The organism is Acidovorax sp. GW101-3H11 (assembly GCF_001633105.1).
Taxonomy (GTDB): Bacteria; Pseudomonadota; Gammaproteobacteria; order Burkholderiales; family Burkholderiaceae_C; genus Acidovorax.
On record NZ_LUKZ01000001.1, the window covers coordinates 69881 to 94835 of the forward strand.

The 24955-nt window shown below is 67.9% G+C and carries 25 protein-coding genes; 14 read left to right on the forward strand and 11 right to left on the reverse strand.

Annotation, left to right across the window (positions count from 1 at the left end; translation table 11 throughout):
* Positions 1–108 precede the first annotated feature (108 nt).
* On the reverse strand, positions 109–1512 hold the full coding sequence (locus A1D30_RS00300) for a CHASE3 domain-containing protein (RefSeq protein WP_063458833.1): 1404 nt from the start codon (positions 1510–1512) through the stop codon (positions 109–111).
* 121 nt (positions 1513–1633) lie between these two features.
* Between A1D30_RS00300 and A1D30_RS00305 the strand changes: the two genes are divergently transcribed.
* Positions 1634–2266: a response regulator transcription factor gene (locus A1D30_RS00305; RefSeq protein WP_063458834.1), complete on the forward strand. Its 633-nt coding sequence runs from the start codon at positions 1634–1636 to the stop codon at positions 2264–2266.
* Between the two features lie 130 nt (positions 2267–2396).
* Here A1D30_RS00305 and A1D30_RS00310 read toward each other — a convergent pair whose 3' ends face one another.
* The 4 genes from A1D30_RS00310 to gpmA form a co-directional block, all read right to left on the reverse strand.
* Positions 2397–2819 carry a response regulator gene (locus A1D30_RS00310; RefSeq protein WP_063459149.1) on the reverse strand — a complete coding sequence of 141 codons (423 nt, stop codon included), beginning with the start codon at positions 2817–2819 and terminating at the stop codon, positions 2397–2399.
* Between the two features lie 113 nt (positions 2820–2932).
* Positions 2933–3682 carry a HesA/MoeB/ThiF family protein gene (locus tag A1D30_RS00315; protein ID WP_063458835.1) on the reverse strand — a complete coding sequence of 250 codons (750 nt, stop codon included), beginning with the start codon at positions 3680–3682 and terminating at the stop codon, positions 2933–2935.
* A gap of 103 nt (positions 3683–3785) precedes the next feature.
* Entirely contained in the window at positions 3786–5222 is a 1437-nt protein-coding gene (locus A1D30_RS00320; RefSeq protein ID WP_063458836.1) for a S41 family peptidase, read from the reverse strand.
* Positions 5223–5343: 121 nt separating this feature from the next.
* The gene (gene gpmA, locus A1D30_RS00325; RefSeq protein WP_063458837.1) at positions 5344–6087 is read right to left on the reverse strand and encodes a 2,3-diphosphoglycerate-dependent phosphoglycerate mutase; all 744 of its coding nucleotides are present in this window, start codon (positions 6085–6087) and stop codon (positions 5344–5346) included.
* Between the two features lie 87 nt (positions 6088–6174).
* Between gpmA and A1D30_RS00330 the strand changes: the two genes are divergently transcribed.
* From A1D30_RS00330 to A1D30_RS00345, 4 genes are all read left to right on the forward strand, one after another.
* Positions 6175–6582, forward strand: coding sequence for a rhodanese-like domain-containing protein (locus A1D30_RS00330; RefSeq protein WP_063458838.1), 408 nt, complete (start codon positions 6175–6177; stop codon positions 6580–6582).
* Positions 6583–6660: 78 nt separating this feature from the next.
* The gene (gene grxC / locus A1D30_RS00335; protein WP_063458839.1) at positions 6661–6921 is read left to right on the forward strand and encodes a glutaredoxin 3; all 261 of its coding nucleotides are present in this window, start codon (positions 6661–6663) and stop codon (positions 6919–6921) included.
* 107 nt (positions 6922–7028) lie between these two features.
* Positions 7029–7487 carry a protein-export chaperone SecB gene (gene secB, locus A1D30_RS00340; RefSeq protein ID WP_063458840.1) on the forward strand — a complete coding sequence of 153 codons (459 nt, stop codon included), beginning with the start codon at positions 7029–7031 and terminating at the stop codon, positions 7485–7487.
* 219 nt (positions 7488–7706) lie between these two features.
* Entirely contained in the window at positions 7707–8720 is a 1014-nt protein-coding gene (locus A1D30_RS00345; protein WP_063458841.1) for an NAD(P)H-dependent glycerol-3-phosphate dehydrogenase, read from the forward strand.
* A gap of 25 nt (positions 8721–8745) precedes the next feature.
* On the opposite strand, the gene A1D30_RS00350 is transcribed toward A1D30_RS00345, so the two are convergent.
* Positions 8746–9432 (reverse strand): hypothetical protein, encoded by a 687-nt coding sequence (locus A1D30_RS00350; protein WP_063458842.1) that lies wholly within the window; start codon positions 9430–9432, stop codon positions 8746–8748.
* Between the two features lie 180 nt (positions 9433–9612).
* Complete coding sequence (gene lysA / locus A1D30_RS00355; RefSeq protein ID WP_063458843.1) at positions 9613–10857, reverse strand: diaminopimelate decarboxylase; 1245 nt, start codon at positions 10855–10857, stop codon at positions 9613–9615.
* Between the two features lie 122 nt (positions 10858–10979).
* Between lysA and A1D30_RS00360 the strand changes: the two genes are divergently transcribed.
* Complete coding sequence (locus tag A1D30_RS00360) at positions 10980–11918, forward strand: LysR family transcriptional regulator (protein ID WP_063459150.1); 939 nt, start codon at positions 10980–10982, stop codon at positions 11916–11918.
* An 87-nt stretch (positions 11919–12005) separates the two neighbouring features.
* Here the strand turns inward: A1D30_RS00360 and coaD are convergent, their stop codons facing one another.
* Positions 12006–12509 (reverse strand): pantetheine-phosphate adenylyltransferase, encoded by a 504-nt coding sequence (gene coaD, locus A1D30_RS00365; protein ID WP_063458844.1) that lies wholly within the window; start codon positions 12507–12509, stop codon positions 12006–12008.
* 219 nt (positions 12510–12728) lie between these two features.
* On the opposite strand from coaD, the gene A1D30_RS00370 reads away from it, so the two are divergent.
* The 7 genes from A1D30_RS00370 to A1D30_RS00400 all read left to right on the forward strand — a co-directional run bounded on the left by A1D30_RS00370 (position 12729) and on the right by A1D30_RS00400 (position 19898).
* A complete protein-coding gene (locus A1D30_RS00370; protein ID WP_063458845.1) occupies positions 12729–13523 on the forward strand; it encodes a DUF3667 domain-containing protein in 795 nt (264 codons plus the stop codon).
* Positions 13524–13598: 75 nt separating this feature from the next.
* Positions 13599–14864: a helix-turn-helix transcriptional regulator gene (locus A1D30_RS00375; RefSeq protein WP_063458846.1), complete on the forward strand. Its 1266-nt coding sequence runs from the start codon at positions 13599–13601 to the stop codon at positions 14862–14864.
* A gap of 74 nt (positions 14865–14938) precedes the next feature.
* Positions 14939–16669 carry a TPM domain-containing protein gene (locus tag A1D30_RS00380; RefSeq protein ID WP_063458847.1) on the forward strand — a complete coding sequence of 577 codons (1731 nt, stop codon included), beginning with the start codon at positions 14939–14941 and terminating at the stop codon, positions 16667–16669.
* Between the two features lie 16 nt (positions 16670–16685).
* Positions 16686–17006: a hypothetical protein gene (locus A1D30_RS00385; RefSeq protein WP_063458848.1), complete on the forward strand. Its 321-nt coding sequence runs from the start codon at positions 16686–16688 to the stop codon at positions 17004–17006.
* Positions 17007–17215: 209 nt separating this feature from the next.
* Positions 17216–17686, forward strand: a complete 471-nt coding sequence (locus A1D30_RS00390; RefSeq protein WP_063458849.1) for a lysozyme inhibitor LprI family protein — start codon at positions 17216–17218, stop codon at positions 17684–17686.
* The gene (locus A1D30_RS00395) at positions 17683–18123 is read left to right on the forward strand and encodes a hypothetical protein (RefSeq protein WP_063458850.1); all 441 of its coding nucleotides are present in this window, start codon (positions 17683–17685) and stop codon (positions 18121–18123) included. Before A1D30_RS00390 ends, A1D30_RS00395 begins: the two co-directional genes overlap by 4 nt.
* A 56-nt stretch (positions 18124–18179) precedes the next feature.
* Positions 18180–19898 carry a DUF4832 domain-containing protein gene (locus A1D30_RS00400; RefSeq protein ID WP_063458851.1) on the forward strand — a complete coding sequence of 573 codons (1719 nt, stop codon included), beginning with the start codon at positions 18180–18182 and terminating at the stop codon, positions 19896–19898.
* Between the two features lie 29 nt (positions 19899–19927).
* Here A1D30_RS00400 and rsmD read toward each other — a convergent pair whose 3' ends face one another.
* Genes rsmD through A1D30_RS00415 form a run of 3 tightly spaced genes read right to left on the reverse strand, consistent with a single transcriptional unit; the run spans position 19928 to position 23448 of the window.
* Positions 19928–20611, reverse strand: a complete 684-nt coding sequence (gene rsmD / locus A1D30_RS00405; protein ID WP_063458852.1) for a 16S rRNA (guanine(966)-N(2))-methyltransferase RsmD — start codon at positions 20609–20611, stop codon at positions 19928–19930.
* Positions 20608–21957 (reverse strand): pitrilysin family protein, encoded by a 1350-nt coding sequence (locus A1D30_RS00410; protein ID WP_063458853.1) that lies wholly within the window; start codon positions 21955–21957, stop codon positions 20608–20610. The genes rsmD and A1D30_RS00410 overlap by 4 nt, the downstream gene beginning before the upstream one ends.
* 21 nt (positions 21958–21978) lie before the next feature.
* Positions 21979–23448 (reverse strand): pitrilysin family protein, encoded by a 1470-nt coding sequence (locus A1D30_RS00415; protein WP_063458854.1) that lies wholly within the window; start codon positions 23446–23448, stop codon positions 21979–21981.
* Positions 23449–23476: 28 nt separating this feature from the next.
* Here A1D30_RS00415 and ftsY point away from each other — a divergent pair, with 28 nt between their 5' ends.
* Positions 23477–24934, forward strand: a complete 1458-nt coding sequence (ftsY, locus tag A1D30_RS00420; RefSeq protein ID WP_063458855.1) for a signal recognition particle-docking protein FtsY — start codon at positions 23477–23479, stop codon at positions 24932–24934.
* Positions 24935–24955 lie beyond the last annotated feature (21 nt).

The following is a 24955-nucleotide window of genomic DNA, read 5'->3' on the forward strand; positions in this document are numbered from 1 at the left end:
CAGCGAGTACAGGCGCGCGATGGCGCAGCGGGCCTGGCAGGCTGCGCTGGGGCCCCTGTGGGCCCCATGGCCGTGGCGGGTTGGTGGAGCCTGAGAGGCGGAGGGTCTTCAGTCGCCCAGGGCAGCGATGGCCTGCACGGCCGCAGGCGCGCGCTGCAGCGGCAGCACTGCCGACAGCAAGGTGCCATTGCCGGGGCGCGAGGTGAGTGCCAGCCGCCCCCCTGCCGCTTCGACGCGGTGGCGCATGCCCGCCAGCCCATGCGAGGTGGGGCGCACGGTGGCGGGGTCGAAGCCCACCCCGTCGTCCCGCACCTGCACCGCCACATGGGTGGGGTGGGCATGCACCGACACCAGCACTTTCTTGGCCTTGGCGTACTTGCCGATGTTGGTCAGCGCCTCCTGCACCATGCGGTACACCGTGAGCTGGGTGGCATCGGGCAGCTGCACGGCCTCCAGGCTGGTTTCGACCTCGATGCCCGCACGTTCGGCATATTCGCGCGTCAGTATCTCCAACGCAGCGGTGAGCCCCAGGTTGGACAGGGACGAAGGGCGCAGGTCTTCGATGATGCGGCGCTTGAGCGCGATGCCGCTGTTGAGGGTGTCCGTGAGGTGTTTGAGGCGCTCTGCAACATCCGGCGCCGTGGCGTTGATCTTGGACTTGAGGCGTGCCACATCGAGCTTGGCAGCGGTCAGCAAGGCGCCCAGTTCGTCGTGCAGCTCGCGCGCCAGGTGCCCCCGCTCTTCTTCACGCACCTGCTGCAGGTGGTTGGCCAGCTCCGACAACGTGGCGGTGCGCTCGCGCACCAGGCCCTCCAGGCGGTCCCGCTCGCGCTCCAGCAGCGCCTGCTCGCGCAGGTTCACGGCCTGCACGGCCTGCGTCTGGCGCAGGTACATGTAGAAGGCCAGCAGGCCGATCACCGTGACGGTGGCAATGCCGATGCGCGACAGCGTGAGCGACTGCTCGATCTGCTGCTGGCCTTGCGACAGGCGCAGGTCGCTGCGCGCGATCAGCTCCTGCGCATGGGTGCGGATCGCCTCCATGTGCTCCTTGCCCACGTCGGTGTTCAGGATGAACTTCCAGGCGTCTTCATTGCCCTTGCGCCGCAGGCGCAGGCTCAGTTCCATCTCGGCGAGCTTGCGCGAGATCTGCCGTGACAGCAGCGCGAACTCCTGCATGTCGTCCGGCGAATTCATGAACTGGTTGCGCAGCCGGTCCAGATTGGTCTGCACGGTGGCCACGGCCTTGTCGTAGGGCTCCAGGTAGGTCTCGTTGCCGGTCAGCAGGTAGCCCCGCTGGCCAGTCTCCGCATCCAGCATGCTCTGCAGCAGCTTGTTCACATCGCCCCGGGTGGCCATGCTCTGGTCCATCTGCTCCAGCGCATCCTGCGACCGCATGTGTCCTGTTTCATTGATGCCCACCAGCACCATGGCGGCCAGCAAGGCCATGGGCAGGCTCAGCGCCATCTTGCGAACCTTGGGCAGCCAGCGCTGGGTGTTTTCCTGGAGATTCATAGGCTTATTCTGGATAATGGACCATCACCTGACCATGGTTCCGTCTGTGCTTGCACATGCCGGACCGCCGCACACCCACACGCACTGGCAGCACAGCAGCTGCCCCACGAAAGAAACACCAATGATCAAGATCGGCATTGTGGATGACCATGCAATTGTTCGCTCCGGCCTGCGCCAGTTTCTGTCGGAGCATGTAGACCTGCGGGTCGAAGGCGAAGCCGCCAACGGCCGCGAAGCCATCGACCTGGTGCGCAACAAGGAAATCGACGTGCTGCTGATGGACTTGTCGATGCCCGGCCAGAGCGGGCTCGATGCACTGGCCATGCTGCGTGCCAAGGCCCCCGACATGGGCATCCTGATCCTGAGCGGCTACCCCGAAGAACACTATGCGATCAACCTGATCCGCCAGGGCGCGAGCGGCTATCTGAACAAGGAGTGCGAGCCTGCGGAGATCGTGGAAGCCATCCGCACCATCGCGCTGGGCCGCCGCTACCTGACCCCCACGGTGGCCGAGTTGCTGGCGCAGCAGCTCAACCGCAAGGATGATGCACCGCCCCACGAACAACTGTCGGAGCGCGAGTTCCAGGTGTTCCTCAAGCTCGCCAAGGGGGAGACGGCAGGCGACATCGCCAAGGCCCTGTCGCTGAGCGTGAAGACCGTGAGCACCTACCGCACCCGGCTGATGGAAAAAATGAGCCTGTCGTCCAACAGCGACCTGACCTACTACGCGCTCAAGAACCGCCTGATTGATTGACATGGGAAGGGCTTCGCCTGGGGCCTGGGCAGCTACCGGCCCAGGCGAGGTTTGCTGAGGCTGGCAAGGTGAAGGGGCACGGGCTCCAGCAGGTGTGCTGCGTCTCACCCATGCGCCCGCAGCACGGGCGTCACGCGCCCGAAGACGGGCTCAAAGAACCGCTCGCGTCTGCGCCGGGCGGGTGGCTGCTGTGCAGCACACAGTAGTCCACCAGCGCATCGATTTCGTTGGACTTGTCGAACACGGCATCCACCCCCAGCTGCGCACAGCGCATGCGCACATCGGGGGTCGCATAGTTGCTCAGCACCACCATCTTCTGCCCCGGGCGGCGGGTGCGGCATGCGGCCAGCACCCCCAGCCCGCTGCCTTGGCGCAAGAACAGATCGACGATGGCCAGGTCCCACTGCTCGCTGTGGGTAGAGAGCCACTGCGTGCCCTCGTCCTCGGTTTCTGCCACACCCACGGCTTCCACAGACGCCAACTCTTCCAGAGTCCCGATCAGGTTCTCACGGATGGTTGCGTTGTCTTCAACAATGTAGGTGCGCAGCTTCACAGACGGGTCCATGTTGGCGATCAGCGCAGGGGCACGCTGCTCTCACCCCGAATTTAAGCGTTGGGGTGTCCGGATTCTGCCAGCGGCCACAGGCTGGGGTTGTAGGAGCAGTCCTACCGCGCCACACACACCGGGCAATGCGGAGCACGCTGCACACGCATGGTGTTCCACTCCATCGAGCGCCCGTCCAGCATCAGCAGCCGCCCCGCCAGCGAGGGCCCGATGCCTGCCAGCAGCTTGAGCGCCTCAGCCGCCTGCATCGCCCCCACCACGCCCACCAGGGGGGCGAACACGCCCATGGTGGAGCAGCGCGCCTCTTCAAATTCCGCGTCGGGCGCAAAGATGCAGGCATAACAAGGCGACTGTGCATCGCGGGGGTCCACCACGGTGATCTGGCCATCAAACTGGATCACCGCGCCCGCCACCAAAGGCTTGCCGTGGCGCACACAGGCGGCGTTGACCGCGTGGCGCGTGGTGTAGTTGTCGCAGCAGTCGAGCACCACCGTGGCGTCCTGCACCAGGCGCTCCAGGGCCGCCGCGTCCACGCGGGTCTGCAGCCGGGTCACCCGCACCTCGGGGTTGATGGCCGCAATGGCCTCGGCGGCCGAATCCACTTTAGGAAGCCCAACCCGCGCTGTGGTGTGTGCAATCTGGCGCTGCAGGTTGGTCAGGTCCACCACATCGTCATCCACCAACGTGATGTGCCCCACGCCGGCCGATGCCAGGTAGAGCGCGGCAGGCGACCCCAGCCCGCCCGCACCGATGATGAGGGCGTGCGCCGCCAGCACCCGCTCCTGCCCCTCGATGCCCATTTCATCGAGCAGGATGTGGCGGGAATAGCGCAGGAGCTGGTCGTCGGTCATGGGGAGTTGGGCGCCAAAAGGTGGCAGTGCGAAAACACGGAGAGGAAAGGAAAAAGGCTGAATTTCTCGCGAAATCCAGCCCGCAGAGCAGAGCGCGAAAGGCTCAATTCTCTTTCTTTTCTTCCTTGCGTTCCGTCAGGGTCTTGCTGACCAGCACCGGGCGGCCCTTGAGCTGGTTGAGAGCCTGCACCAGCTGGAAGTCCTTGTCGGTGCCGAACTCTGGGATCTTGCGGTCAGCGGCAGGCTTCTTGGCTTCCTCTTCCAGGCGCTTGCGGGCGTCCTCGCGGGCCTTTTCACGCGCCTCGTCCTTCTTCTCTTCGCCCTGGCCGCTGCCCAGGTGCTTTTCGAGATCGGCCTCGCGCATGCGCAGGGCGGCAAAGGGACTGCCCTCTTCCGACTCATCGATCATCACGTCGGGCACGATGCCCTTGGCCTGGATCGACTTGCCGCTCGGGGTGTAGTAACGCGCCGTGGTCAGCTTGATGCCGGTGTCCGGCCCCAGGGGGCGCACGGTCTGTACCGAGCCCTTGCCAAAGGTCTGGCTGCCCATGACGGTGGCGCGCTTGTGGTCTTGCAGTGCGCCCGCCACGATTTCGCTGGCCGAGGCCGAGCCTTCATTCACCAGCACCACCAGCGGCACGGACTTGAGCGCGGTAGGCAAGCGCTTGAGCGGGTCACCACCGCCCCGGCGCTGGTAGTAGTCGGGCGAGGCCTTGTAGGTGGCCTTGCTGTCGGCCAGCTGGCCGTTGGTGGAGACCACCGTCACGTTTTCGGGCAGGAAGGCTGCCGAGATCGCCACGGCGGCATCCAGCAGGCCGCCCGGGTCATTGCGCAGGTCCAGCACCAGGCCCTTGAGGTTGGGCTCCTGCTTGTAGACCTCTTCCACCTTGCGCACGAAGTCGTCCACCGTGCGTTCCTGGAACTGCGACAGGCGGATCCAACCGTAGCCGGGCTCCACCACTTTGCCCTTGACAGATTGGGTCTTGATTTCTTCGCGGGTGATGGTGACAGGGAAGGTGCGGCTTTCTTCCTTGCGGAAGATGGTGAGCGTGACCTTGGTGTTGGGCTCGCCGCGCATGCGCTTGACGGCGTCATTGAGCGCCAGGCCCTTGACGGCGGTGTCGTCAATCTTGGTGATGAGGTCGTTAGTCTTGAGGCCTGCACGGAAGGCGGGCGAGCCCTCAATGGGGGAAACCACCTTGATCAGGCCGTCTTCCTGCGTGATCTCGATGCCCACGCCCACAAAACGGCCGGAGGTGCCTTCGCGGAATTCCTTGAAGGACTTCTTGTCGAAATACTGGGAGTGCGGATCCAGACTGGACACCATGCCAGAGATGGCATCGGTGATGAGCTTTTTGTCGTCCACCGGCTCCACATAGTCGGTCTTGACCAAGCCGAAGACGGCGGACAGCTGCTGGATTTCTTCCAGCGGAAGCGGCGTCATGGCGCCACGCGCCACGGTTTGCAGTGACACCGTGGTGAGCGCACCGGCCACCACGCCTACCGACACCCATCCTGCAATCTTGAGTTTTTGGCCCATACAACACCTTTACCGCTTCAAAACCAATATACACCTTGGAAGGGCCAAACCCGCCGCAGTTCCGCATGGATGCTCACTTTGGCGGCGATCAGCGGGGTTTTTCCCCGCCTTTACCAACGATTTACGCCTTGCCCTGCGAAGCCACGGCGGCGGCGGCCTTGGCAGCTGCCTCGGCGTCACCCAGATAGTAGTGACGGATGGGCTTGAGGTCGGCGTCCAGTTCGTATACCAGTGGAATCCCGTTGGGAATGTTCAGGCCCACGATGTCGGACTCGGAAATGTTGTCCAGGTACTTCACCAGCGCACGGATGGAGTTGCCGTGCGCAGCCACCACGACGCGTTTGCCCGAGCGGATGGCGGGCGCCATGGCCTCGTTCCAGAACGGCAGCACGCGGGCCACGGTGTCTTTCAGGCATTCGGTCAGGGGCACGTTCTCGGCCGCCACATTCGCGTAACGGCGGTCCCCGCGCTCGCTGCGGGGGTCGGTGGCTTCCAGCGCGGGCGGCGGGGTGTCATAGCTGCGGCGCCACACCAGCACCTGTTCGTCGCCGTACTGCTTGGCCATGTCGGCCTTGTTCAGGCCCTGCAGGGCGCCGTAGTGGCGCTCGTTCAGGCGCCAGTCCTTCACCACGGGCAGCCAGGTGCTGTCCATCTCGTCGAGCGTGTACCACAGGGTGTGGATGGCGCGCTTGAGCACGCTGGTGAAGGCCAGGTCGAACTCGTAGCCCTCGGCCTTGAGCAGCTTGCCGGCCGACATGGCCTGGGACACGCCGGTGGGCGTCAGATCCACATCGGTCCAGCCGGTGAAGCGGTTTTCAAGGTTCCAGGTGGATTCGCCGTGGCGGATCAAAACGAGCTTGTACATGGTTTCCCCAGGAAAGGCGGGTCAAAGAAAAGCGGGCCAAAACCCAGCATTCTAGAATTACGCCGTTCGCCAACCCAAGGAAACTTCGTGAAATTCATTATCGACAACTGGTATCTGATCTTTGTTGCACTGGCTTCGGGCAGCATGCTGCTGTGGCCGGTCCTCAAGAACGCCAGTGGCGGCTCGCTGACACCCGCACGCGCCGTGCAGCTCATCAACCGCGAAAAAGCCGTGGTCATCGACGTCTGCGAGACCGAGGAATTCGCCGCTGGCCACGTGGGCAGCGCCAAGAACGTGCCTCTGGGCCAGCTCGAAGAGCGCCTGCCCACCGTGGTCAAGAACAAGGCCCTGCCCGTGGTGCTGGTCTGCGCCAGCGGCGCCCGCGCCAACCGCGCGGTGGCCATTGCCAAGAAGCTGGGCTACGACAACGCCCAGGCCATGGCCGGTGGCCTCAAGGCTTGGCGCGAAGCCAGCCTGCCTGTGGAAAAAGCCTGATCAATCCCCAGTTATTCGGTCAGCGCTACGCTTGCCGCTGGTTTTTCAGCCCCACAGGAAGAAAGAGGAAGGTTTGCCATGCAACCCGTGAAGATGTACACCACCGCCGTCTGCCCCTACTGCATTCGGGCCAAGCAGATCCTCAAGTCCAAGGGCGTGGAGCAGATCGAGGAGATCCGCATCGACACCGACCCCGCCGCGCGCAGCCACATGATGGAGATCACCGGCCGCCGCACGGTGCCGCAGATCTACATCGGCGACACCCACGTGGGCGGCCACGATGACCTGGTGGCGCTGGACAGCCGTGGCGAGCTGATGCCCCTGCTGGGCGCCGCCTGACCCCACCCCTGGGCGCTGCATAATGCAGCCCCATGTGCCCGCTGCGGGAGCTGCTCCCCGGCGGGTTTTGTTTTGCCAAAACCCCCTCGCAGAGAGACTTGTCAACCATGGCCGACCAAGAAAACCCCGTGTTCCAGATCCAGCGCGTCTACCTCAAGGACATGTCGCTGGAGCAACCCAACTCCCCCGCCATCCTGATCGAGCAAGAGCAGCCCAGCGTGGACATCCAGCTCGGCGTGGAAGCCACCCCCGTGGCCGAAGGCATCTTTGAAGTGTCCGTGACGGCCACGGTGCAGACCAAGATCAAGGACAAGACCGTGTTCCTGGTCGAAGCCAAGCAGGCCGGCATCTTCGAAATCCGCAATGTGCCCGAAGACCAGATGGGCCCCATCATGGGCATCGCCTGCCCCCAGATCGTGTACCCCTACCTGCGCGGCAACGTGGCCGACGTGATCAACCGCGCTGGCTTCCCGCCCGTGCACCTGGCCGAAATCAACTTCCAGGCCATGTACGAACAGCAGCAAGCTCAGGCCGCCGGCCAAGCCTCGCCCATCATCACGCAGTGATGTAAACACCCCCTGAGTCGCTTCGCGCCTTCCCCCTCTCTCTGCGCGCTGCGCGCTACGGGAGGGGGACGCAGCCAGCGGCCTGGCAAAGCCAGTTCCGCGGCTACCGCGCCTGGGCCGCGCCGGTTCCACGGACGGCCGACGAAGCACAGCGCAGTGGGTCCTTGAAATCAATGCCATTTTTGGCCTCTACCGCCTGATACATAAGCGCAAGCAGCTATGAAAATCATAGTACTAGGCGCTGGCGCCTGGGGCACGGCCGTCGCGATGAGCGCGGCCCAGCACCCCGCCGGGCATGCGGTCACCCTCTGGGCCCGCGATGCGGCCCAGGCGCAGAGCATGCGCACAGAGGCGCAGAACACCCGCTACCTGCCGGGCATCGCCTTTCCCCCTTCTCTTTCCGTGGCCGATGGCGACCTCGGCCCGCTGCTGCCCGGCGCCGATCTGGTCATCGTGGCCACGCCCATGGCGGCGCTGCGCGGCATGCTGCAGGCGCTGCGCGGCTGCACCGCGCCCGTGGCCTGGCTGTGCAAGGGTTTTGAAGCCGTGCCTGCGGGCGCCGATTCGGCCTCTTTTGGGCTGCTGGCGCACGAGGTACAAGCGCTGATGGCTCCTGATTTGATAGCAGGCGTGTTCAGCGGACCCAGCTTTGCGCAAGAGGTTGCACTGGGCCAGCCCACCGCCCTGGTGGCCGCCAGCCCCCATGCGCAGGTGCGCGATGCGCTGGTCAACGCCTTCCACAGCCCCAGCGTGCGCGTGTATGCCAACGAGGACATCGTGGGCGTGGAAGTGGGCGGCGCCGTGAAAAACGTGCTGGCCATTGCCACCGGCCTGTGCGACGGGCTGGCGCTGGGCCTCAACGCCCGCGCCGCGCTCATCACGCGCGGCCTGGCCGAGATGACCCGCCTCGGGCTGGCGCTGGGCGCGCGGCCCGACACCTTCATGGGCCTGTCGGGCCTGGGCGACCTGGTGCTAACCGCCACCGGCGACCTCTCGCGCAACCGGCGCGTGGGCATGCTGCTGGCACAGGGCCAGACCCTGGCGCAGGCGGTCGAGTCCCTGGGCCATGTGGCCGAAGGCGTCTACAGCGCCCGCACCGTGGTGCAGCGTGCGCAGACCCTGAGTGTGGACATGCCCATCGCCGAGGCCGCCGTGGCCCTGCTCGACGGCCACCTGCGCCCTGCCGAGGCCGTGGCCCAGCTCATGGGGCGCGGCCCCCGGGGCGAACTCTGACCCCAGGCGCTGGGAGCCTTGGGGTTCACCCCACCGACAGGCGCCGCAGCAGCCCCTCTTCATCGTCGGGGTGGAAAAAATACGGGTAAAAGCTGCGCTCCTCGGTCGATAGCTGCGGCTGGCCGCCAAACTGGTTGATCAGGCTGCGCCCCTTTTCCGCGCTGATGTGCAGCAGCACGGCCGGTGCGCCCACCCGCTCGCACAGGCGCTCCGGCCCCAGCAGGTCAAAACGCAGCATGCGCCGGTAGAACGGGGCGTGGCGCGGGTTCACCTCGATGACCAGGTCGGTGGCGCGCCGGGCGCGGAAGGCCGTGATCCACGCGATGTGAAAAATCGCGCCCAGCACATGCTTGGAGCGCACGCCCGGGTCCATAGCGAGCTTGCCCATTTCGCAGATGCGCGCACCCCGCTGCCGCAGCGCGGCGATGTATTCGGGGTAATGCTCTTCTGCCGCCAGGTAGCCATCGTCCATGCGGACCGAGATCGTGCCCTGGGCCTGCCCGTCGATTTGCACCACCAGGCTGCTCAAGTCGCAGTCGTGCGACAAGGTCGCCTGCATGTTGTAGCCCCGGCTGGCATACATGCGCGCCAGCAGGCCCTGGCCCTTGCGCGAGAGGCGGATCTTGCAGGTCTTGGTTTCCGCCTGGCCCAGGCGGCTCAGGTATTCGCCGGGGTAGGCCAGCTCGACAATGGTCTGCTCTTCTGCGGGCATGACAGGCTCCGTGGACGGGGACTGGCGCCCCGGCAGACGACCAGCCGGGAGCGCAGCAAGCGGCCAGCGTAGCCGCATCCCGCACCACCGGCACCAGCACCCGGGGCAGCTCCTGACCAACGGTGGCGCCGCATTCGCCAATGGCAAGGCGGAGCCGCCCCGGCGGCCGTCAGCCGCGCATCACAGACCGATTTCGAGCGCCAGCAGCTCGTCCACCGTCTGGCGGCGGCGGATCAGGCGGGCCTGGCCGCCGTCCACCAGCACTTCGGCGATCAGCGGGCGCGTGTTGTAGTTGGAGGACATGCTGGCGCCATAGGCCCCGGTGTCATGGATCACCAGCAGGTCCCCCACCTGCGCGGCGGGCAGATCGCGCGGCAGCACCACGCCGCCGTCGCCCTGGGTGAACACGTCGCCCGATTCGCACAGCGGGCCCGCCACCACGCTGGGTTGCTCGGCCGCCTGGGTGCCATCGCGGCGCAGCACGCTCATGGCGTGGTAGCTGCCGTACATGGACGGGCGCATGAGTTCGTTGAAGCCGGTATCGACCAGCACAAAGTGGTTGTTGCCCGCATCCTTGGTGGCGCGCACCTGGCCCAGCAGCACGCCCGATTCAGCCACCAGGAAGCGGCCGGGCTCGATCTCCAGCCCCAGCTTGTGGCCCACGATGGCCTCGGCCTGCTGGCGTGCAGCGTCCCACAGGCCGTGGTAGTGCTGCGTATCGACCACGGGGTCGCCACTGCGGTAGGGGATGGACAGGCCACCACCGGCCGAGATGGCATGCAGGTCATGCCCGGCCGCGTGCGCCGTGCGCACCAGGTTGACCATGGCGCCACACACTTCCTGCAGGTGGCTGTAATCGACGCCCGAGCCGATGTGCATGTGCAGGCCCACCAGCTTCAGACCATGTTGCTTGATCGCGGCCAGCGCCGCAGGCAGGTCGGTGTGCCAGATGCCGTGCTTGCTGTGCTCGCCGCCGGTGTTGGTCTTGTTGCTGTGGCCGTGGCCAAAGCCGGGGTTGATGCGCAGCCACACCGCGTGGCCCGGCGAACGCGCGCCCAGCTGGTGCAGCATGTCGATGGAGCCTGCGTTGACGGGCACGCCGTGCTCCACCACGCAATCGAGCGTGGCGGCGTCGAACAGGTCAGCGGTGAAGACAATCTCCGACGGCTCGCCCCCCGCCACGTAGCCTGCAGCCAGCGCGCGCAGGATTTCGCCGCGCGACACGGCATCCACCTTCACGCCCTGCTCGCGCATGAGCTTCAGGATGTGGATGTTGGAGCAGGCCTTCTGCGCAAAGCGGATGGTCTCGAAATTGGACACCTGGGCAATGCGCTGGCGGATGGTGGCCGCGTCGTACACCCACAGCGGGGTGCCAAACTGGTCGGCCAGGGCCCAGAGCTGGGCGGGGGAGAAGGGGTTGGACATGGAAAGGCTCCAAAGGCACAAAGCGTGAACGATGCGCGGATGATGTCCTCATTCATGTATTCAGTCGAATGCTTTGATTTACGCCATCCATTCAATATGGATATGCTCCACCCATGACTGGCATGTCCGACCCCACCCTCACCCACCGCATCACCCACCGCCACATCGAAGTCTTCCGCGCCGTGATGACCGCAGGCAGCGCCACGGGTGCGGCCGACCTGCTGCACAGCTCACAGCCCACCGTGAGCCGCGAACTGGCGCGGCTCGAATCGCTGCTGGGCTATGCGCTGTTCGAGCGCGTGCAGGGCCGCCTGCGTGCCAACGCCCGGGCGCTGGCGCTGTGGGACGAGGTGCAGCGCTCCTGGCAGGGGCTGGAGCGCGTGGTGGACCGGGCCGTGGCGCTGGGCCGGCCCGACGCCGTGCAGCTCTCGGTGCTGTGCCTGCCTGCACTCGCGCACGCCTTGCTGCCCGGCGCAGCGGCGCGGCTGATGCAGCACCACCCGCAGGCGCGCCTGTCGGTCACGCCGCAAGAATCACCGCTGCTCGAAGAATGGATGAGCGCCCAGCGTTTTGACCTGGGCCTGTGCGAGCAGGCCAGCGCCCCGCCGGGCACGCGTGCCGAGGTGCTGCTCACGCTAGACGAGGTGGCCGTGCTGCCCGCCCGCCACCCGCTGGCCCGGCAGCGCAGGCTGCGGCTGGACGACTTTGCGGGCGAGTATTTTGTGAGCCTCTCGGCCGACGACCCCTACCGCCGCCTGATCGACGCGCGTTTTGCCGAGGCCGGGGTGGCCCGCACCCTGCGCATGGAAACCCACAGCGCCGCCGCCGTGTGCGCCATGGTGCAGCAGGGCCTGGGCGTGGCCATCGTCAACCCGGTGACGGCACTGGCCGCCACCAACGACCAGCTGGTGCTGCGGCCCCTGGCGTTTTCGATCCCGTTCAGCGTGACGGCGCTGCTGCCGCTGTACCGCCCGCCCCTGCCCGAGGTGGCGCCCATGCTGGAGGCCCTGCGGGCCGAAGCCGCCGCGATTGCGCAGCGCCTGGCACAACAGGATGAATAGCTATTATTTATATAGCTACAAACCCTTTGCCGTCGCACGGAAACGGCCATTTTCTTGCATAGAACGGGCCACCGCCCACAGAGCCGGTCAGCCCGGCACCGTCAGGCTGCGCACCTTGACCGCCAGCCGCTCCTCGACCGAGGGCGACACGAACTTGGTCACCTCGCCGCCCAGCACCGCGATCTCGCGCACAAAGGTGCTGCTGATGAACTGGTACTTGTCGCTGGGGGTGAGGAACACGGTTTCCACCTGCGGCATCAGGCTGCGGTTCATGCCCGCGAGCTGAAACTCGTAGTCAAAGTCGGTCACGGCACGCAGGCCGCGCACCATGGCCTTGCCGCCGCGCTCCACCACAAAGTCGCGCAGCAGGCCCGAAAAGGGCTCGACCTGCACCTGGGGATACATCTTCACTGCCTCGCGGACCATCTCGATGCGCTCTTCCAGCGAGAACATGGCCTTCTTGTGGTGGCCCGCAGCCACGGCCACGATCACGCGTTCGAACAACTGGGTGGCCCTGCGCACCACATCTTCATGCCCCAGGGTGATGGGGTCAAAGGTTCCGGGGTACACGGCGAGCACGTTCTGGGCCATGGCTGGTTGTCTCCTGTCTGGCGAATGACGTTGGCCCCCGGCCCCCGGGGCATTCCCCCGCAGGGCCCGCCGGGCCGCGTGGGCGCATTATGCAGTGCAGTGCAACATAAGCCCGGATGCCGCCCCGCCCGGCCGCCGCATCCTCCACCTGAACGATGCCAGGCGCGGGCTCGCGGCCTACCATCCGCAGCCCGTTTTGCTGCACGGTATGCCCCGCCTGTGACCTCTGCACCCACCACCCCCGCCCCGATCTACGACGCCCTGTTCGACACCTCGGCCTGCCTCAACTGCGGCGCAACCCTGACCGGGCCGTTTTGCGCGCACTGCGGGCAGAAGAAGGCGGCGCGCATGGGCACCCGCATGGTGCGCAAGGAGGCCTGGGAGCGGTTCCGGTGGTTTGAGTGGAGCACCATCCGCAACGCGCTGCGGGTGCTGCCGCAGCCGGGCACCATGGCGCGCGAGTATGTGCTGGGGCAGCGCAAGGACCACCCGCACCCGCTCACGCTGCTGTTCCTGTCCATCGGCTTTTTGCTCATCGTGCTGGGCCACACCGACTACCTGCGGCCCGAGCTGCCCAGCGAGGCGGCGCAGCGCATGTATGCACTGGTCACCGGGTATTCGAAGTGGTCGTTTTCGCTGGGGGCGGTGGCGGCGTTGGCCAGCACCTGGCTGGTGTTCCGGCGGCGCGGCTACAACCTGGCCGAGTTGCTGACGCTGGCGCTGTACTGCCAGGCGGTGTTCATTGCGCTGCAGATGGTGAACCAGCTGCCGCTGGTGCTGGCGCCTTCGCCGGAGCTGCTCAAGTGGCACAAGCAGTGGTCGCCCTGGTACATGACGGCGCTGCAGACGCTGATGTTCATGCTGGCGCTGCGGCAGTTCTTTGTGCTCAGCCTGCGCCAGGGCGCGGGCTGGCTGCTGCTGGCCGGTGCGCTGTTTGCCGGGCTCAAGTGGCAGGCCACGCAGCTGTATGCCCGGGGCGTGGTGGAGCTGGTGCTCTGGCAGATGGGCGGCTGAGCCACCCGGCGCCCCCGGAAAAATGTGAACCAATTCACGTTTGTGTGTCGGAGTGCCACCACATCCTTCACCTGAATGATGTTGCCCCGATGGCAACGCACCTACGATCCGCCGCAGTTCAACCCATTCAGCGAAAAGGAGGCCGCCTTGGCCGGTCAGGAGCGGGATATGCAGCATCTGGGGCAGCACCTTGGAATCCCTGGTTTTGAGGCCTTGATGGCCGAAAGCCTGGAGGCCCTGGGCGAGCCCGGCATGGTGGAGCGCCTGCTGCGCCGCCTGGGCGAGACGCTGGGCAGCCACAAGGTGGTGCTGTTCTGCCCCCTGCCCGGCTCGGACGACCCGCTGGCCGCCTACCAGTGGGGCATGCCCGACGACTTTCTGGCGCGCTACGCCAACCTCATCCAGGGCTGCGACGCCTGGAGCGAGGCGCTGGAGCGCCAGCAGGGCGCGGCGCTGGCGCGTGGCGGCTCGCTGAGCCAGCAGCTGGTCAGTACCCCGGCGCTGCGCCGGGGCGCGTTTTATGCCGACTACCTGCGGCCCCTGGGCATCGACGCCATGGTCAACAGCGTCGTCGAGGCCTCGTCCGAGGTGGGCATGCATGTGCTGGCGATGTACAACGACCTGGGCCAGAGCGAGTTCACGCCCGAACAATTCGCCCGCCTGCGCGCCGCCACGCCCTGGGTGCGCAGCCTCATGCGCGCCCAGCGCCGCTTGCAGCAGGCCCAGCGCCACACCAGCGCGCTGGAGCGCACGCTGGACCAGCTGCCCCTGGGCGTGATGCATGTGAACCGCCGGGGCGAGCTGCGCTACCTGAACGAACACGCCCGCGCCTGGCTGGGCATTGAAGACGCCTGCCGCATCCTGCTGCACAGCGCCACGGGCTGGCAGGCACGCCAGCCGCTGCAGCTGGCGCAGATCCACCCCGCGCTGGTGCCGCTGCTGGGCACCAGCCTGAGCACGCAGACACCCGTCTCCGCCCGCCTGCAGCCCCAGCACCCCGGCGCCCCCGCCACGCTGGTGGCCCTGGCGGCGCCCCTGCGCGGCGGTACGGCCCCTGCCACCGGCGAGGCGCTGGCCCAGTTCATCCTGGTGCCCGAGACACCGCCGCATGCGGGCGCCACCGTGTCGGTGTGCAGCGCGCTCTACGGCCTCACCCCCGCCGAAGCGGCCCTGCTGCCCCTGCTGCTGCAGGGCATGACACCGCGCGAAATGGCCGACAACCGCCAAGTGAAGATGCCCACGGTGCGATCGCAGCTGGCCAGCCTGTATGCCAAGACCGGCACCCGGGGCCAGGCGGAACTGGCCCAGCGCGTGTTGCGCGTTGCCGCGCTGGTGGCTTGACGTTCGTTTCCCTATTTTTTTGTCTCTGTTCATTTTTTGCGCGGCGCTGAACGCTGCATGAAAGGCCCCTGCCCATGACCTTGTCCCGCCACTCCCTGCCCCAGCTTCGCCAACTGCGCCCGGTCGCCCTGGCCTGCTGCGCCCTCGTCGGCCTGGCCGTAGGCGGCCTTGCCATGGCCCAAAAGAACGCCGCCGTGGCCAAGCCCAGCAAGGCGCAGCTGGTGGCTGACCTGGCTGCCACACTGCAGGCCTGCTCGTACGACGGCAGCCCGCTGGCGTTTTCGCCACCCGACCTGTCCAAGGGCGGCGGCACCGGCAAGCAGGTGGTGGCCGAGATCATGAAATACACCGGTCTGCCCGCCAACTTTGTGGTGGTGGAGGGCAAGGTGCCCAACGCGGCCGCCGTGATCATGCAAGGCCCCGACCAGGTGCCGCGCCGCGTGATTGCCTACAACCCGGCCTTCATGGGCCAGGTGATTGAGGCCACCAAGTCCAACAACTGGGCGCCCGTGAGCATCATGGCGCACGAGATCGGGCACCACCTCTCGGGCCACACCATCGTGCCCGGCGGCAGCCAGCCGCCCATCGAGCTGGAGTCCGACAAGTTCAGCGGCTTTGTGCTCTACAAGATGGGCGCGCCGCTGGCCGACGCCCAGCGCGCCATCGCCACGCTGATCCCCGAGAAGGACGGCGAAACCCACCCCGGCCGCAGAAAGCGCCTGGCCGCCATCGAGGCGGGCTGGAAGGAAGCCTGCGAGCTGCAGGGCGGCGGGCCACAATGCTCCGGCGGGCTGCCGGTGCGCACGGCAGCGGCGGCGCCTGCCGCGCCATCACCAGTGCAGGCGCCCGCTACCCCAGTGGCCAAGGCCCCAGCACCCACTGCTGCGCCCACCCCCACGCCAGCCACCCCTGCGGCCAAGGCGCCGGCCTCGGCCCTGGCAGCTGCCGCCGCCGAAACCCTGCCCAAGGTCGACGTGGCCGCAATCCCGTCCAAGGGCACGCAGTTCATCTACGACGAGTTCGGCATCCTGGACCCGGCCATCCGCGCCCAGTTTGAAAAGCAGATGTACGAGCATGCGCAGAAGACGGGCGTGGAGATCGTCACCCTGCTGGTGAAGGACCTGGGCGGCAAGAGCGCCGAGGACTACGCGCACGCCATGATGCGCCAGCTGCGCGTGGGCAAGCTCGACGTGGGCAACGGTGCCGTGCTGGTGGTGGCGCCTGAGCAGAACCAGGCCGCCGCCGTGATGGGCGCGGGCGTGGCGCTGGAGATGGGCAGCCACGACAAGGCCGAGCAGCTCAAGCGCTGGATGAACACAGCATGGGCGCTGTGCAAGAAGAAGAACGCCTGCGGCGGCTGGACGGAGAACCTGATGCTCGCGGCCGACCACATCCGCCGCGACACCCGCCATGCCGACTGGACCATTGCCTACAACACGCTGGGCGACCTGCACAAGGCCGACGCGGCAGAAAGCGGCAAGTCCGTCAAGCCACAGGACAGCAAGACCTGGCAGAAGATCACCCGCCTGTCGGGCACTGTGGAAAATCTGAACCCGCCCACGGGCGTCAAGAGCGCGTATGTGGTCGAGTCCAAGTTGAAGGACGGCAAGAAGGCCGTGCTGATGCGCAGCGCCGAGGGCCTGACCACCATGCTCTACATCGACCCGCGCACTGAGGCCATGATGCCCGGCGGCAAGCTGGTGCAGGGCAAGACCTACACCGTCATCGCACGCTCGGACTTCCTGTCGTGGAACCCCAAGGACACGCAGTCGCTGGACGTGCTGAGCTACAGCGTGACGGAGTAAGGCGCAGGTCCACCGCATGTCAACCACCACCCTCACCATGCTCCTGGCGGGCGGCGCCAACCTGCTGCCCGCGCTGTTCTTCATGTTCACCGCACTGGTGGGCAGCAACGGCATGAACTCCGCCCAGGGCGGACAGCTGCTGGGCACCCTGGCCGTGCTGCTGGTGCTGGGCTGGCTCGGCGCGCTGTGGCTGGCCCGCCACCTGGCGCACTGGTGCGAGGCGCGCGGCTGGTCCATCGTGGCCAGCGTGGCGGCGGCCACCGGCGGTGCGGTGGCCGCCTTCACCGTGCTCGCACTGCTGTCCACCTTGGTGGCGCTGCTGTGGGTGGGTGCATGAGCGGGCTGCGCCGCATCTGAGAGACCACCTATTGATCCGGCCTCTTTGAAACTGAAATATCCGTTCGGGTTGAACCCTTCGACAGGCTCAGGACAGGCTTATCGAAACCTTGCGCGGCGCTTCGACGAGCTCAGCGTGAACGGTTCAAGCAGGTTGGTGCCGGATCAATAAATCACGCCAGCAAAAAAGACACAGAAGGACACACCACCATGCACCACCGCCTCCTCCCACCCCGGCACCGCGCGGCCCTCGCGCTGCTGACCGCGTTCACGCTGCTGGCCGCTGGCGCGCAGGCCGTACATGCCGCCGAACACTTCTGCGGCCAGCGCACCGCCCACCCCATCGACAAGGCCCTGGGCGCCGCCTCCGAGCGCAGCGGCGGCGTGACGGTGGACCTGATCGACGCCCAGAACGCCGCCTATGCCGCGTGGGACAAAGAGCTGAATCGCATCTACGCCCAGGTGCTGAAAGCTGCTGGCCCCGGCAGGCGTGACACCCTGCGCGCAGCCCAGCGCGCCTGGCTGGCGTTTGACACCGCCCAGGGCCAGTGGGACAGCGCCGTGTTCGCCGACCAAGGCAGTTCGGCCGCGCTCAACATCGGAGGCGCGGCGCTGGAGCGCCGACGCGCCCGCGTGTGCAAGCTGAGTGAAGACCTGGACAGCCTGAAGGATTCGCCATGATGCGCCGCACCTGCCTGCAGCGCCTGCCCCTGTGGGCAGCCGCGTTGGCGCCACTGCTGTGCCCCACTGGGTCTCATGCGCAGGGCAGCGCCCAAGTGTGGCTGCGCGTGCGCAACAGCAGCCAGGAGGCCTTCACCCATGTCTGGCAAGGCCTGCCGCAGCAGGGCACGGATGTGGACCTGGGCCCGCTGCTGCCCGGCGACACCAGCCGCTGGCACGCGCTGCCCGCCACGCTGGCGCATTACCGCAAGACCCGCATCCAGATCGGCCAGCGCCAGTTCACCCATGTGACTGACCAGTCCTTCCCCGGTGGCCGCGCCACGCTGGCGCCGGGCCACTACACCTTCACCTACACGCTCGAAGGCGGCGCGCTGCGCCTGACCGTGGTGGCGGAGCCCAACACCTCCGGCCCCGGCGGGTCACATCAGAAACAATAGCAACAAGCGCTTACCAGACGCGCGCAAAGGCCGAATTTCATTCAAGAAAGCCGCCCATGAACCCTCTCAGCACCCTGCACCCGGCCCGCATGGCGCGGCTCTCGGCCCTGGCGGCCACCCTGCTGGCGTCGGCCTGCGGCGGCAGCGACACGAACACGGCCGAGGCGCCTGCGCCTGCGCCGGCGCCCATCCCGGGCAACGCCACCACGCCGGCACCCGCGCCGCAGCCAGGCAACCCGCCGGTGGCGCCTTCGCCCACATCGCCTTCGGCACCGGCGCCCTTTCCAACACCGGCGCCGTCACCGTCGCCAACGCCCGCACCCAGCCCTGCGCCTGCGCCCGCCAGCCCGGGCTGGACCGTGGTGTCGGTCAACACCACACTCGCGCCCCTGCCCATTGCCAGCGACCTCACGCCCAACCCCGGCCGGGGCTACCACCGCTGGCGCGCCAATCCGGCCGCCGTGCCGCTGGGCGATTCGGCGCCGCCGCTGGCCGCCTTCCAGCGCTACCGCTGGAACGAGCTGGAAGGCGCCACGCCGGGCCAGTACACCCTCAGCAGCCTGGTGGCCGCACGCGATGCCGCGCGGGTGGCGGGGCAGCAGTTTGCGTTCCGCCTGCAGGCCATGCGCGGCTATGGCACCGACACGCTGGATGTGCCCAGCTACCTCCACGGCGCAGGCACGGCGCGCCCCGAATGCTCCGCCCCCAACCCGGCCTGCGTGTGGTCTGCCCCCATGCCCGCCACCGTGCCCCCCACCCCGCCGACCCCGCCCACGCAGGTCCCCAACTGGAACCACCCCTACGTGCTGGCCCGCATGCAGGCCCTGCTGCAGGCCGTGGCAGCCGCGCTGGGCGACACCTCGGACCTGGCGTGGATCGACGTGGGCCTGTATGGCCAGTACGGCGAATGGGCGCAGAGCAGCACCAACGTGGTCTACACCCCGGCCGTGCAGGCGCAGGGCATCGAGGCGGCCACCAACGCCACCAAACGCAGCATTGCGCAGATGCACTTCGACGTGTTCCCGCATGCGCAGCACGCGATGTTCATCCCCTACTCCAACCTCGATGCGCTGCAGTACGGGCTCTTCCAGCAGACCACCACCACGCTGCCCGTGGGCCTGCGCTGGGACTGCCTGGCCCAGGCGGGCTACATGAACCAGTGGACCAATCGCCCGGCCGACTGGGCGCTGATTGCCGACCGCTGGAAAACCGCGCCCTGGGTGGCCGAGTTCTGCCCCTTTGGCCCCGGCGGCGCGCAGACCAACGCCGCCACGGCGCTACAGCAGGTGCGCGACTTCCATGTGTCCACCGTGGGCAATGGCAACCTGAATACGCCCTGGGCCAGCTTCTCGGCCAGCGAACAGGCCGACTTGGCCGCCGTGGGGCGCGAGGCGGGTTACCGCTTTGCGCTGGGGCCCGTCAGCGTCACCCCTGTGTCGGCCACCACGGTGCAGCTGCAGCTGCGCGTGGACAACACCGGCAATGCGCCGCTGTATGCGCCCTGGCAGCTGCAGGCCCAGCTGCGCAACGCCACGGGCCAGGTGGTGGACCAGCAGGTGCTGCTGAGCGCAGCCCAGGCGCGCGGCGTGCTGCCAGGCCAGCCCGCGCAGATCAGCACCGCCTGGACCCCGCCCAGCCTGCCCGCAGGCGACTACACGGTGCACCTGGCCTGGGTGCGCCAGCCCGCGCTGGCGGCGCTGCCGCAGACGCTGCGCTGGAACATGCAGGGCATTGAAGCCGATGGCAGCGCGCGGCTGGTGACGCTGAGAAGGTAGCGGGCGGACGGCAGTCGAGCCGCCGTCGGTCAGCCGCGCTTGAGCAGGTGTGCGTGCACCGCACCCGCCTTGAGGTGCCGGTACAGCACCAGGCCACTCGGGGCCAGCTCTTCGTCGGTCCAGGCGCGGGGCGCTTCGAGGTAGATGAAACCCTCGGCGGCCACGGCCTTGGCGGCGGCCTGCAGGGCGGGGGCAAACAGGTCGCCGTCAAACGGCGGGTCGAGCAGCACCAGGTCCACACTGGCGGGCGCGGCCTGCTTCAGCGCGGCCACGCCGTCGCCGCGCTGCACGCGCACGGCGCTGGCCTGCAGCTTGGCCTGCAGCACCTGCAGCTGGGCCACCAGCGCGGCGTCACTCTCCACCAGCTGCACCGATGCGGCACCGCGCGATGCGGCTTCGAGCCCCAGCGCACCCGTGCCCGCAAACGCGTCCAGGCAGCGCCAGCCGTTCAGGTCCTGGCCCAGCCAGTTGAACAGGGTTTCGCGCACGCGGTCGGGCGTGGGGCGCAGGCCGGGGCGCTGGGCCACGGGCAGGCGGGTGCGCTTCCACTGCCCGCCGATGATGCGGATTTCGCCCGCACCCTTGGGGGCGGCAGCGGCGGCGGGTTTGTCCTTGGCGCCTTTTTTGGGGGCCACGGGGGGCGCCGCAGCGGCGGCCTGGGCCTTGCGGATTTCGGCGGTGATGGCGCTGCCGCGCAGGGTCGATCGGCTCATGGCTGTTTACCTCCTACCACCACGGTGACCATGCGCTCGGGCTGCAGCTTTTTGGCCATGGCGGTGCGCACGTCGGCCACCGTCAGGGCTTCGACCTTCTTTGCCCACTGATCGAGGTAGTCGAGCGGCAGGTCGTTCCAGGCGATGTTGGCCACGTTGCCCAGCAGCTTCTTGTTGCTGTCGATGCGCAGCGCAAAGCCGCCGATGAGGTTGTCCTTGGCGGCGCGCAGCTCCGCCTCGGTGGGGCCTTCGGCCACAAAACGGGCGATCACGTCGCGCGAGACCTGCACGGCCTGCGCCGCCTGGTCGGGCCGCGTCTGCAGGCCCACGGTGAAGGCGCCCGCATGCAGGCCGGAGGCGAAGTAGCTGTAGACGCTGTACGAGAGCCCGCGTTTTTCGCGCACCTCGTTGGTCAGGCGCGAGACAAAACCGCCCCCGCCCAGGATGTGGTTGCCCACCAGCAGCGGCACAAAGTCCGGGTCCCGGCGCTGAAAACCGGGCTGGCCGATGAGCACATGGGCCTGGGCCGAGGTGAAGGGAATGTTCTGCTCGGCCGGGGCCGCGAGCGCGGCGATCTCAGCCACAGGCGGCAGCGGCGCACAGCCGGTGCTGGCGGGCAAGCGCGACAGCAGCGTGGCCACCAGCGTTTGCGCCTGGGCACGCGTCACGGCGCCCACGATGCTGACCTTGGCGCGGCAGGCGGCGATGTGCTGGCTGTGGAAGGCCTGCATGTCGGCCACGCTGATGCGCGCCAGGGTCTGCTCGGTGGTGCGCACGCCATAGGGGTGGCTGCCGTAGACCGCCGTGCCGAACGCGTGGGCCGCCACGGTGGAGGGGCGGGTGAGCGATTCCTTGATGCTGGCGCTCCAGCGCGCGCGGTCGCGCGGCCACAGATCGGCGGGCCAGCTGGGCTCGCCGATCTGGCGCGCAGCCAGGCGGGCGGCCTGGTCGAGCAGGGGTGGATCGGTGAGCGAGCGCAGCGTGTAGTGCAGCGCGTCGTTGTCAGCCGCCGCCTCGAAGTTGGCGCCCAGGTCGGCCCAGGCTTCGCCCAGGCCGTTTTCGTCCAGCGCGGGGGCGTTGCCCTGCGCCTTCACGCCCTTGCTGGCCATCATGGCCACGGCGCTGGCCAGGCCCGACTGGCCCGCCGGGTCGCGGCGCGTGCCGGCGTCAAAGTCGATCTGCACGTCCACCATGGGGATGACGGGGCTTTCGACCAGGTACACCTTGGCGCCGTTCCCCTCCGTCCAGTGCTGGATGGGCAGCAGCGCCCAGGCAGAATGTGAATAAAAAACGGCCCCTGCGCCCGCTAGTAAAGCGCGAGCAGCTATCTTTTTAATAGTAATCATGGATGAATGCGCAAATCGGTTTCAGTGGCGGGCCGCACCSGGCGCGGGCAACGCGCGGGGGCGGGGGGCGTCCAGCGGCTGGGGCAGCAGCGTGGCCACGGTGAGCTGGTCGTCACCAAAATATTTGGCGGCCACGGCCTGCACCTGGGCGGGTGTCACGGTGCGCAGCAGCGCCAGCAGGCGCTCGTTGGCGTCGAGCGGGAAGCCCTGCACCCAGTTGCCGCCCAGCTCCTGCGCCTGGCTCATCACCGAGTCGCGTTCGTACACGGTGGAGGCGATCCACTGCGTTTTCACGCGGGTCAGCTCGGCCTCGCTCACACCCCCCTGCGCCACGCGGGCCACCTCGGCGCGCAGCGCGTCTTCGACTTGCTGGGCGGTCTTGCCTGCGGCGGGCACGCCGCTGAGCATGAACAGGCTGGGGCCGCGCCCCGTCACCATCGCGCTGCTGCTGGCGCTGTCGGCCACGCGGTTGTCGCCCTGGGTCAGGGCGCGGTCCAGCCGCGCGCCGTCGTAGCCGTTGAACACGGCCGACAGCACCATGAGCGCGAGCGCATCGCGGTCGGCATCGGTGAGGTTGTCCACCCGGCGCAGGCTGGGCGCACGAAAGGCCAGCGCCACATAGGCCTGCTCGGCGGGGGCCTTGACGGCAATGCGGCGCAGGCCCTTTTGCTCGGGCTCGGCGCGCGGCTTGCGCGCGGGCAGCGCATGGGTGGGCAGGCTGCCGTAGTACTTCTCGGCCAGCGCACGCACCTGGGCCACGTCCACATCGCCCGCCACCACCACGGCAGCGTTGGTGGGCGTGTACCACTGCCGGTAGAAGGCGCGTACGTCGTCGGGCGTCATCGCGTCCAGGTCGCTCATCCAGCCCACGATGGGGCGGCGGTAGGGCGCGGCGATGAAGGTGGTGGCAAACAGCTGCTCGGCCAGCATGGCGCGGGGCTGGTCTTCGGTGCGCAGGCGGCGCTCCTCCTTCACCACTTCGATCTCTTTCTTGAACTCCTCGTCGGGCCACTGGTTGTTGGCAAACCGGTCCGATTCAAGCTTCATCACGTCTTCGAGCCGGTTGGACGGGATCTGCTGGTAATAGCCCGTGTAGTCGCGGCTGGTGAAGGCGTTTTCACGCCCGCCCAGGGCCGCCACGCGGCGCGAGAACTCGCCCGGCTGCAGCGTCTTGGTGCCCTTGAAGAGCATGTGCTCCAGCACATGGGCCACGCCAGTCACGCCGTCCACCTCGTCCATGGAGCCGACACGCAGCCAGACCATGTGCACCGCCGTGGGCGCGCGCCGGTCGGGCTGCACGATGAGCTGCATGCCGTTTTTCAGCGTGAACTGCTGCGCGCCAGATGCCGTGGCGGGTGCCGTCGCAGGCGCGGCTGAAGGTGCCGCAGCAGGCGCTGCAGCGGGGGTGGTAGGCACCGGTGGCGTTGCCGCAAAGGCAGCCCCGCACGAGAGGCAGGCCATGAGGCCCAGGAGGTTGAAAGCGCGTTTCATAGAATGGAGTGATTCTAAGAACCCTCCAATGTTCAGTTTCTTCAAGAAAAAACCCGCCCCCACCCCGGCCGATGCACCCGCCCCCGCCGAGGTGCCCGCCCCGGCCTCGCCGGTAGACGCCCAGGCACCCGCTGGCCCCGCACCGGCCCCCACGCCAGCCCCCGCAGCGCCCCCGCTGACCGCCGCGCCCCCTGCCGCACAGCCCACACCGCCGGTGGCCGCACCCGCCCCCTCGGGCTTTGGCTGGCTGCGCAACCCCTTTGCGGCCAAAACGCCCGAGGCCGAGGCCCCACCGCCCGTGGTGGCACCTGCCGCTGCGCCGGTGGTGGCACCGGTTCCGGCGCCTGTTCAGGCCCCCGTTGCCACGCCCGTTGTAGTGCCCGTGGCGGCCCCCACTGTCGCCGTGCCAGTAGCAACCCCCGTGGCGGCGCCCACCGCCGCACCCGCCATCGCCCCGGTAGCCCCGGCTGCGCCAGCCCCTGCGCCCATCGCGCCCCCGGCCCCCCTGCCCCCTGTGGCACCGCCGCCCGCCCCTCTCGTGCCCGCACCAGCAGCCCCGGTGCCCGCACCGGCCCCCGTGGCGGCCGAGCGCAAGGGCTGGCTCGACCGCCTCAAGGCCGGGCTGCGCAAAACCGGCAGCAGCATTGCCACCGTGTTCACCGGCACGCAGATCGACGATGCGCTGTATGAAGAGCTGGAAGAGGCCCTGCTCATGGCCGACACCGGTGTCAAGGCCACGGCCCACCTGCTGGCCGACCTCAAGCGCCGCGTGAAGGAGGCCAAGGCCACCGACCCCGCCGCCGTCAAGGGCCTGCTGGCCGACGCGCTGGCCGACCTGCTGCGCCCGCTCGAAAAAGCGCTGGTGATTGGCGAGCACACCCCCACCGTGATCATGGTGGCGGGCGTGAACGGCGCGGGCAAGACCACGTCGATTGGCAAACTCACCAAACACCTGGCAGACGAAGGCGCCGCCGTGCTGCTGGCCGCTGCCGACACCTTCCGCGCTGCGGCGCGCGAGCAGCTCGGGGTGTGGGCCGACCGCAACACCGTCGAGATCGTGAGCCAGGAAGGTGGCGACCCGGCTGCCGTGAGCTTTGATGCCGTCACCGCTGGCAAGGCGCGCGGCAAGGACGTGGTGCTGGTGGACACCGCCGGCCGCCTGCCCACGCAACTGCACCTGATGGAAGAGCTGAAAAAGATCCGCCGCGTGGTGACCAAGGCCGACGCCACCGCCCCGCACGAGGTGCTGCTGGTGATCGACGGCAACACCGGCCAGAACGCGCTGGCCCAGGTGCGCGCGTTCGACGATGCGCTGCAGCTCACCGGCCTCGTCGTGACCAAGCTCGACGGCACGGCCAAGGGCGGCGTGCTGGCCGCGATTGCGCAGGAGCGCCCCATCCCGGTGTATTTCATCGGCGTGGGCGAAAAACTCGAAGACCTGGAAACCTTCAGCGCCCGCGAGTTTGCCCAGGCTTTGCTGGCCTGAACCCGCCTTCAACCGCACCCG

Excerpts from the sequence above, each read along its gene's own strand:
- grxC (WP_063458839.1), top strand. The coding sequence starts at position 6,661 with ATGCAACCCGTGAAGATGTACACCACCGCCGTCTGCCCCTACTGCATT.
- ftsY (WP_063458855.1), top strand. The coding sequence starts at position 23,477 with ATGTTCAGTTTCTTCAAGAAAAAACCCGCCCCCACCCCGGCCGATGCA.
- A1D30_RS00300 (WP_063458833.1), bottom strand. The coding sequence starts at position 1,512 with ATGAATCTCCAGGAAAACACCCAGCGCTGGCTGCCCAAGGTTCGCAAG.
- A1D30_RS00360 (WP_063459150.1), top strand. The coding sequence starts at position 10,980 with ATGTCCGACCCCACCCTCACCCACCGCATCACCCACCGCCACATCGAA.
- A1D30_RS00380 (WP_063458847.1), top strand. The coding sequence starts at position 14,939 with ATGACCTTGTCCCGCCACTCCCTGCCCCAGCTTCGCCAACTGCGCCCG.
- A1D30_RS00385 (WP_063458848.1), top strand. The coding sequence starts at position 16,686 with ATGTCAACCACCACCCTCACCATGCTCCTGGCGGGCGGCGCCAACCTG.
- A1D30_RS00315 (WP_063458835.1), bottom strand. The coding sequence starts at position 3,682 with ATGACCGACGACCAGCTCCTGCGCTATTCCCGCCACATCCTGCTCGAT.
- A1D30_RS00320 (WP_063458836.1), bottom strand. The coding sequence starts at position 5,222 with ATGGGCCAAAAACTCAAGATTGCAGGATGGGTGTCGGTAGGCGTGGTG.
- secB (WP_063458840.1), top strand. The coding sequence starts at position 7,029 with ATGGCCGACCAAGAAAACCCCGTGTTCCAGATCCAGCGCGTCTACCTC.
- A1D30_RS00305 (WP_063458834.1), top strand. The coding sequence starts at position 1,634 with ATGATCAAGATCGGCATTGTGGATGACCATGCAATTGTTCGCTCCGGC.
- A1D30_RS00375 (WP_063458846.1), top strand. The coding sequence starts at position 13,599 with ATGATGTTGCCCCGATGGCAACGCACCTACGATCCGCCGCAGTTCAAC.
- rsmD (WP_063458852.1), bottom strand. The coding sequence starts at position 20,611 with ATGAGCCGATCGACCCTGCGCGGCAGCGCCATCACCGCCGAAATCCGC.
- A1D30_RS00400 (WP_063458851.1), top strand. The coding sequence starts at position 18,180 with ATGAACCCTCTCAGCACCCTGCACCCGGCCCGCATGGCGCGGCTCTCG.
- A1D30_RS00345 (WP_063458841.1), top strand. The coding sequence starts at position 7,707 with ATGAAAATCATAGTACTAGGCGCTGGCGCCTGGGGCACGGCCGTCGCG.
- A1D30_RS00410 (WP_063458853.1), bottom strand. The coding sequence starts at position 21,957 with ATGATTACTATTAAAAAGATAGCTGCTCGCGCTTTACTAGCGGGCGCA.
- coaD (WP_063458844.1), bottom strand. The coding sequence starts at position 12,509 with ATGGCCCAGAACGTGCTCGCCGTGTACCCCGGAACCTTTGACCCCATC.
- lysA (WP_063458843.1), bottom strand. The coding sequence starts at position 10,857 with ATGTCCAACCCCTTCTCCCCCGCCCAGCTCTGGGCCCTGGCCGACCAG.
- A1D30_RS00395 (WP_063458850.1), top strand. The coding sequence starts at position 17,683 with ATGATGCGCCGCACCTGCCTGCAGCGCCTGCCCCTGTGGGCAGCCGCG.
- A1D30_RS00350 (WP_063458842.1), bottom strand. The coding sequence starts at position 9,432 with ATGCCCGCAGAAGAGCAGACCATTGTCGAGCTGGCCTACCCCGGCGAA.
- gpmA (WP_063458837.1), bottom strand. The coding sequence starts at position 6,087 with ATGTACAAGCTCGTTTTGATCCGCCACGGCGAATCCACCTGGAACCTT.
- A1D30_RS00390 (WP_063458849.1), top strand. The coding sequence starts at position 17,216 with ATGCACCACCGCCTCCTCCCACCCCGGCACCGCGCGGCCCTCGCGCTG.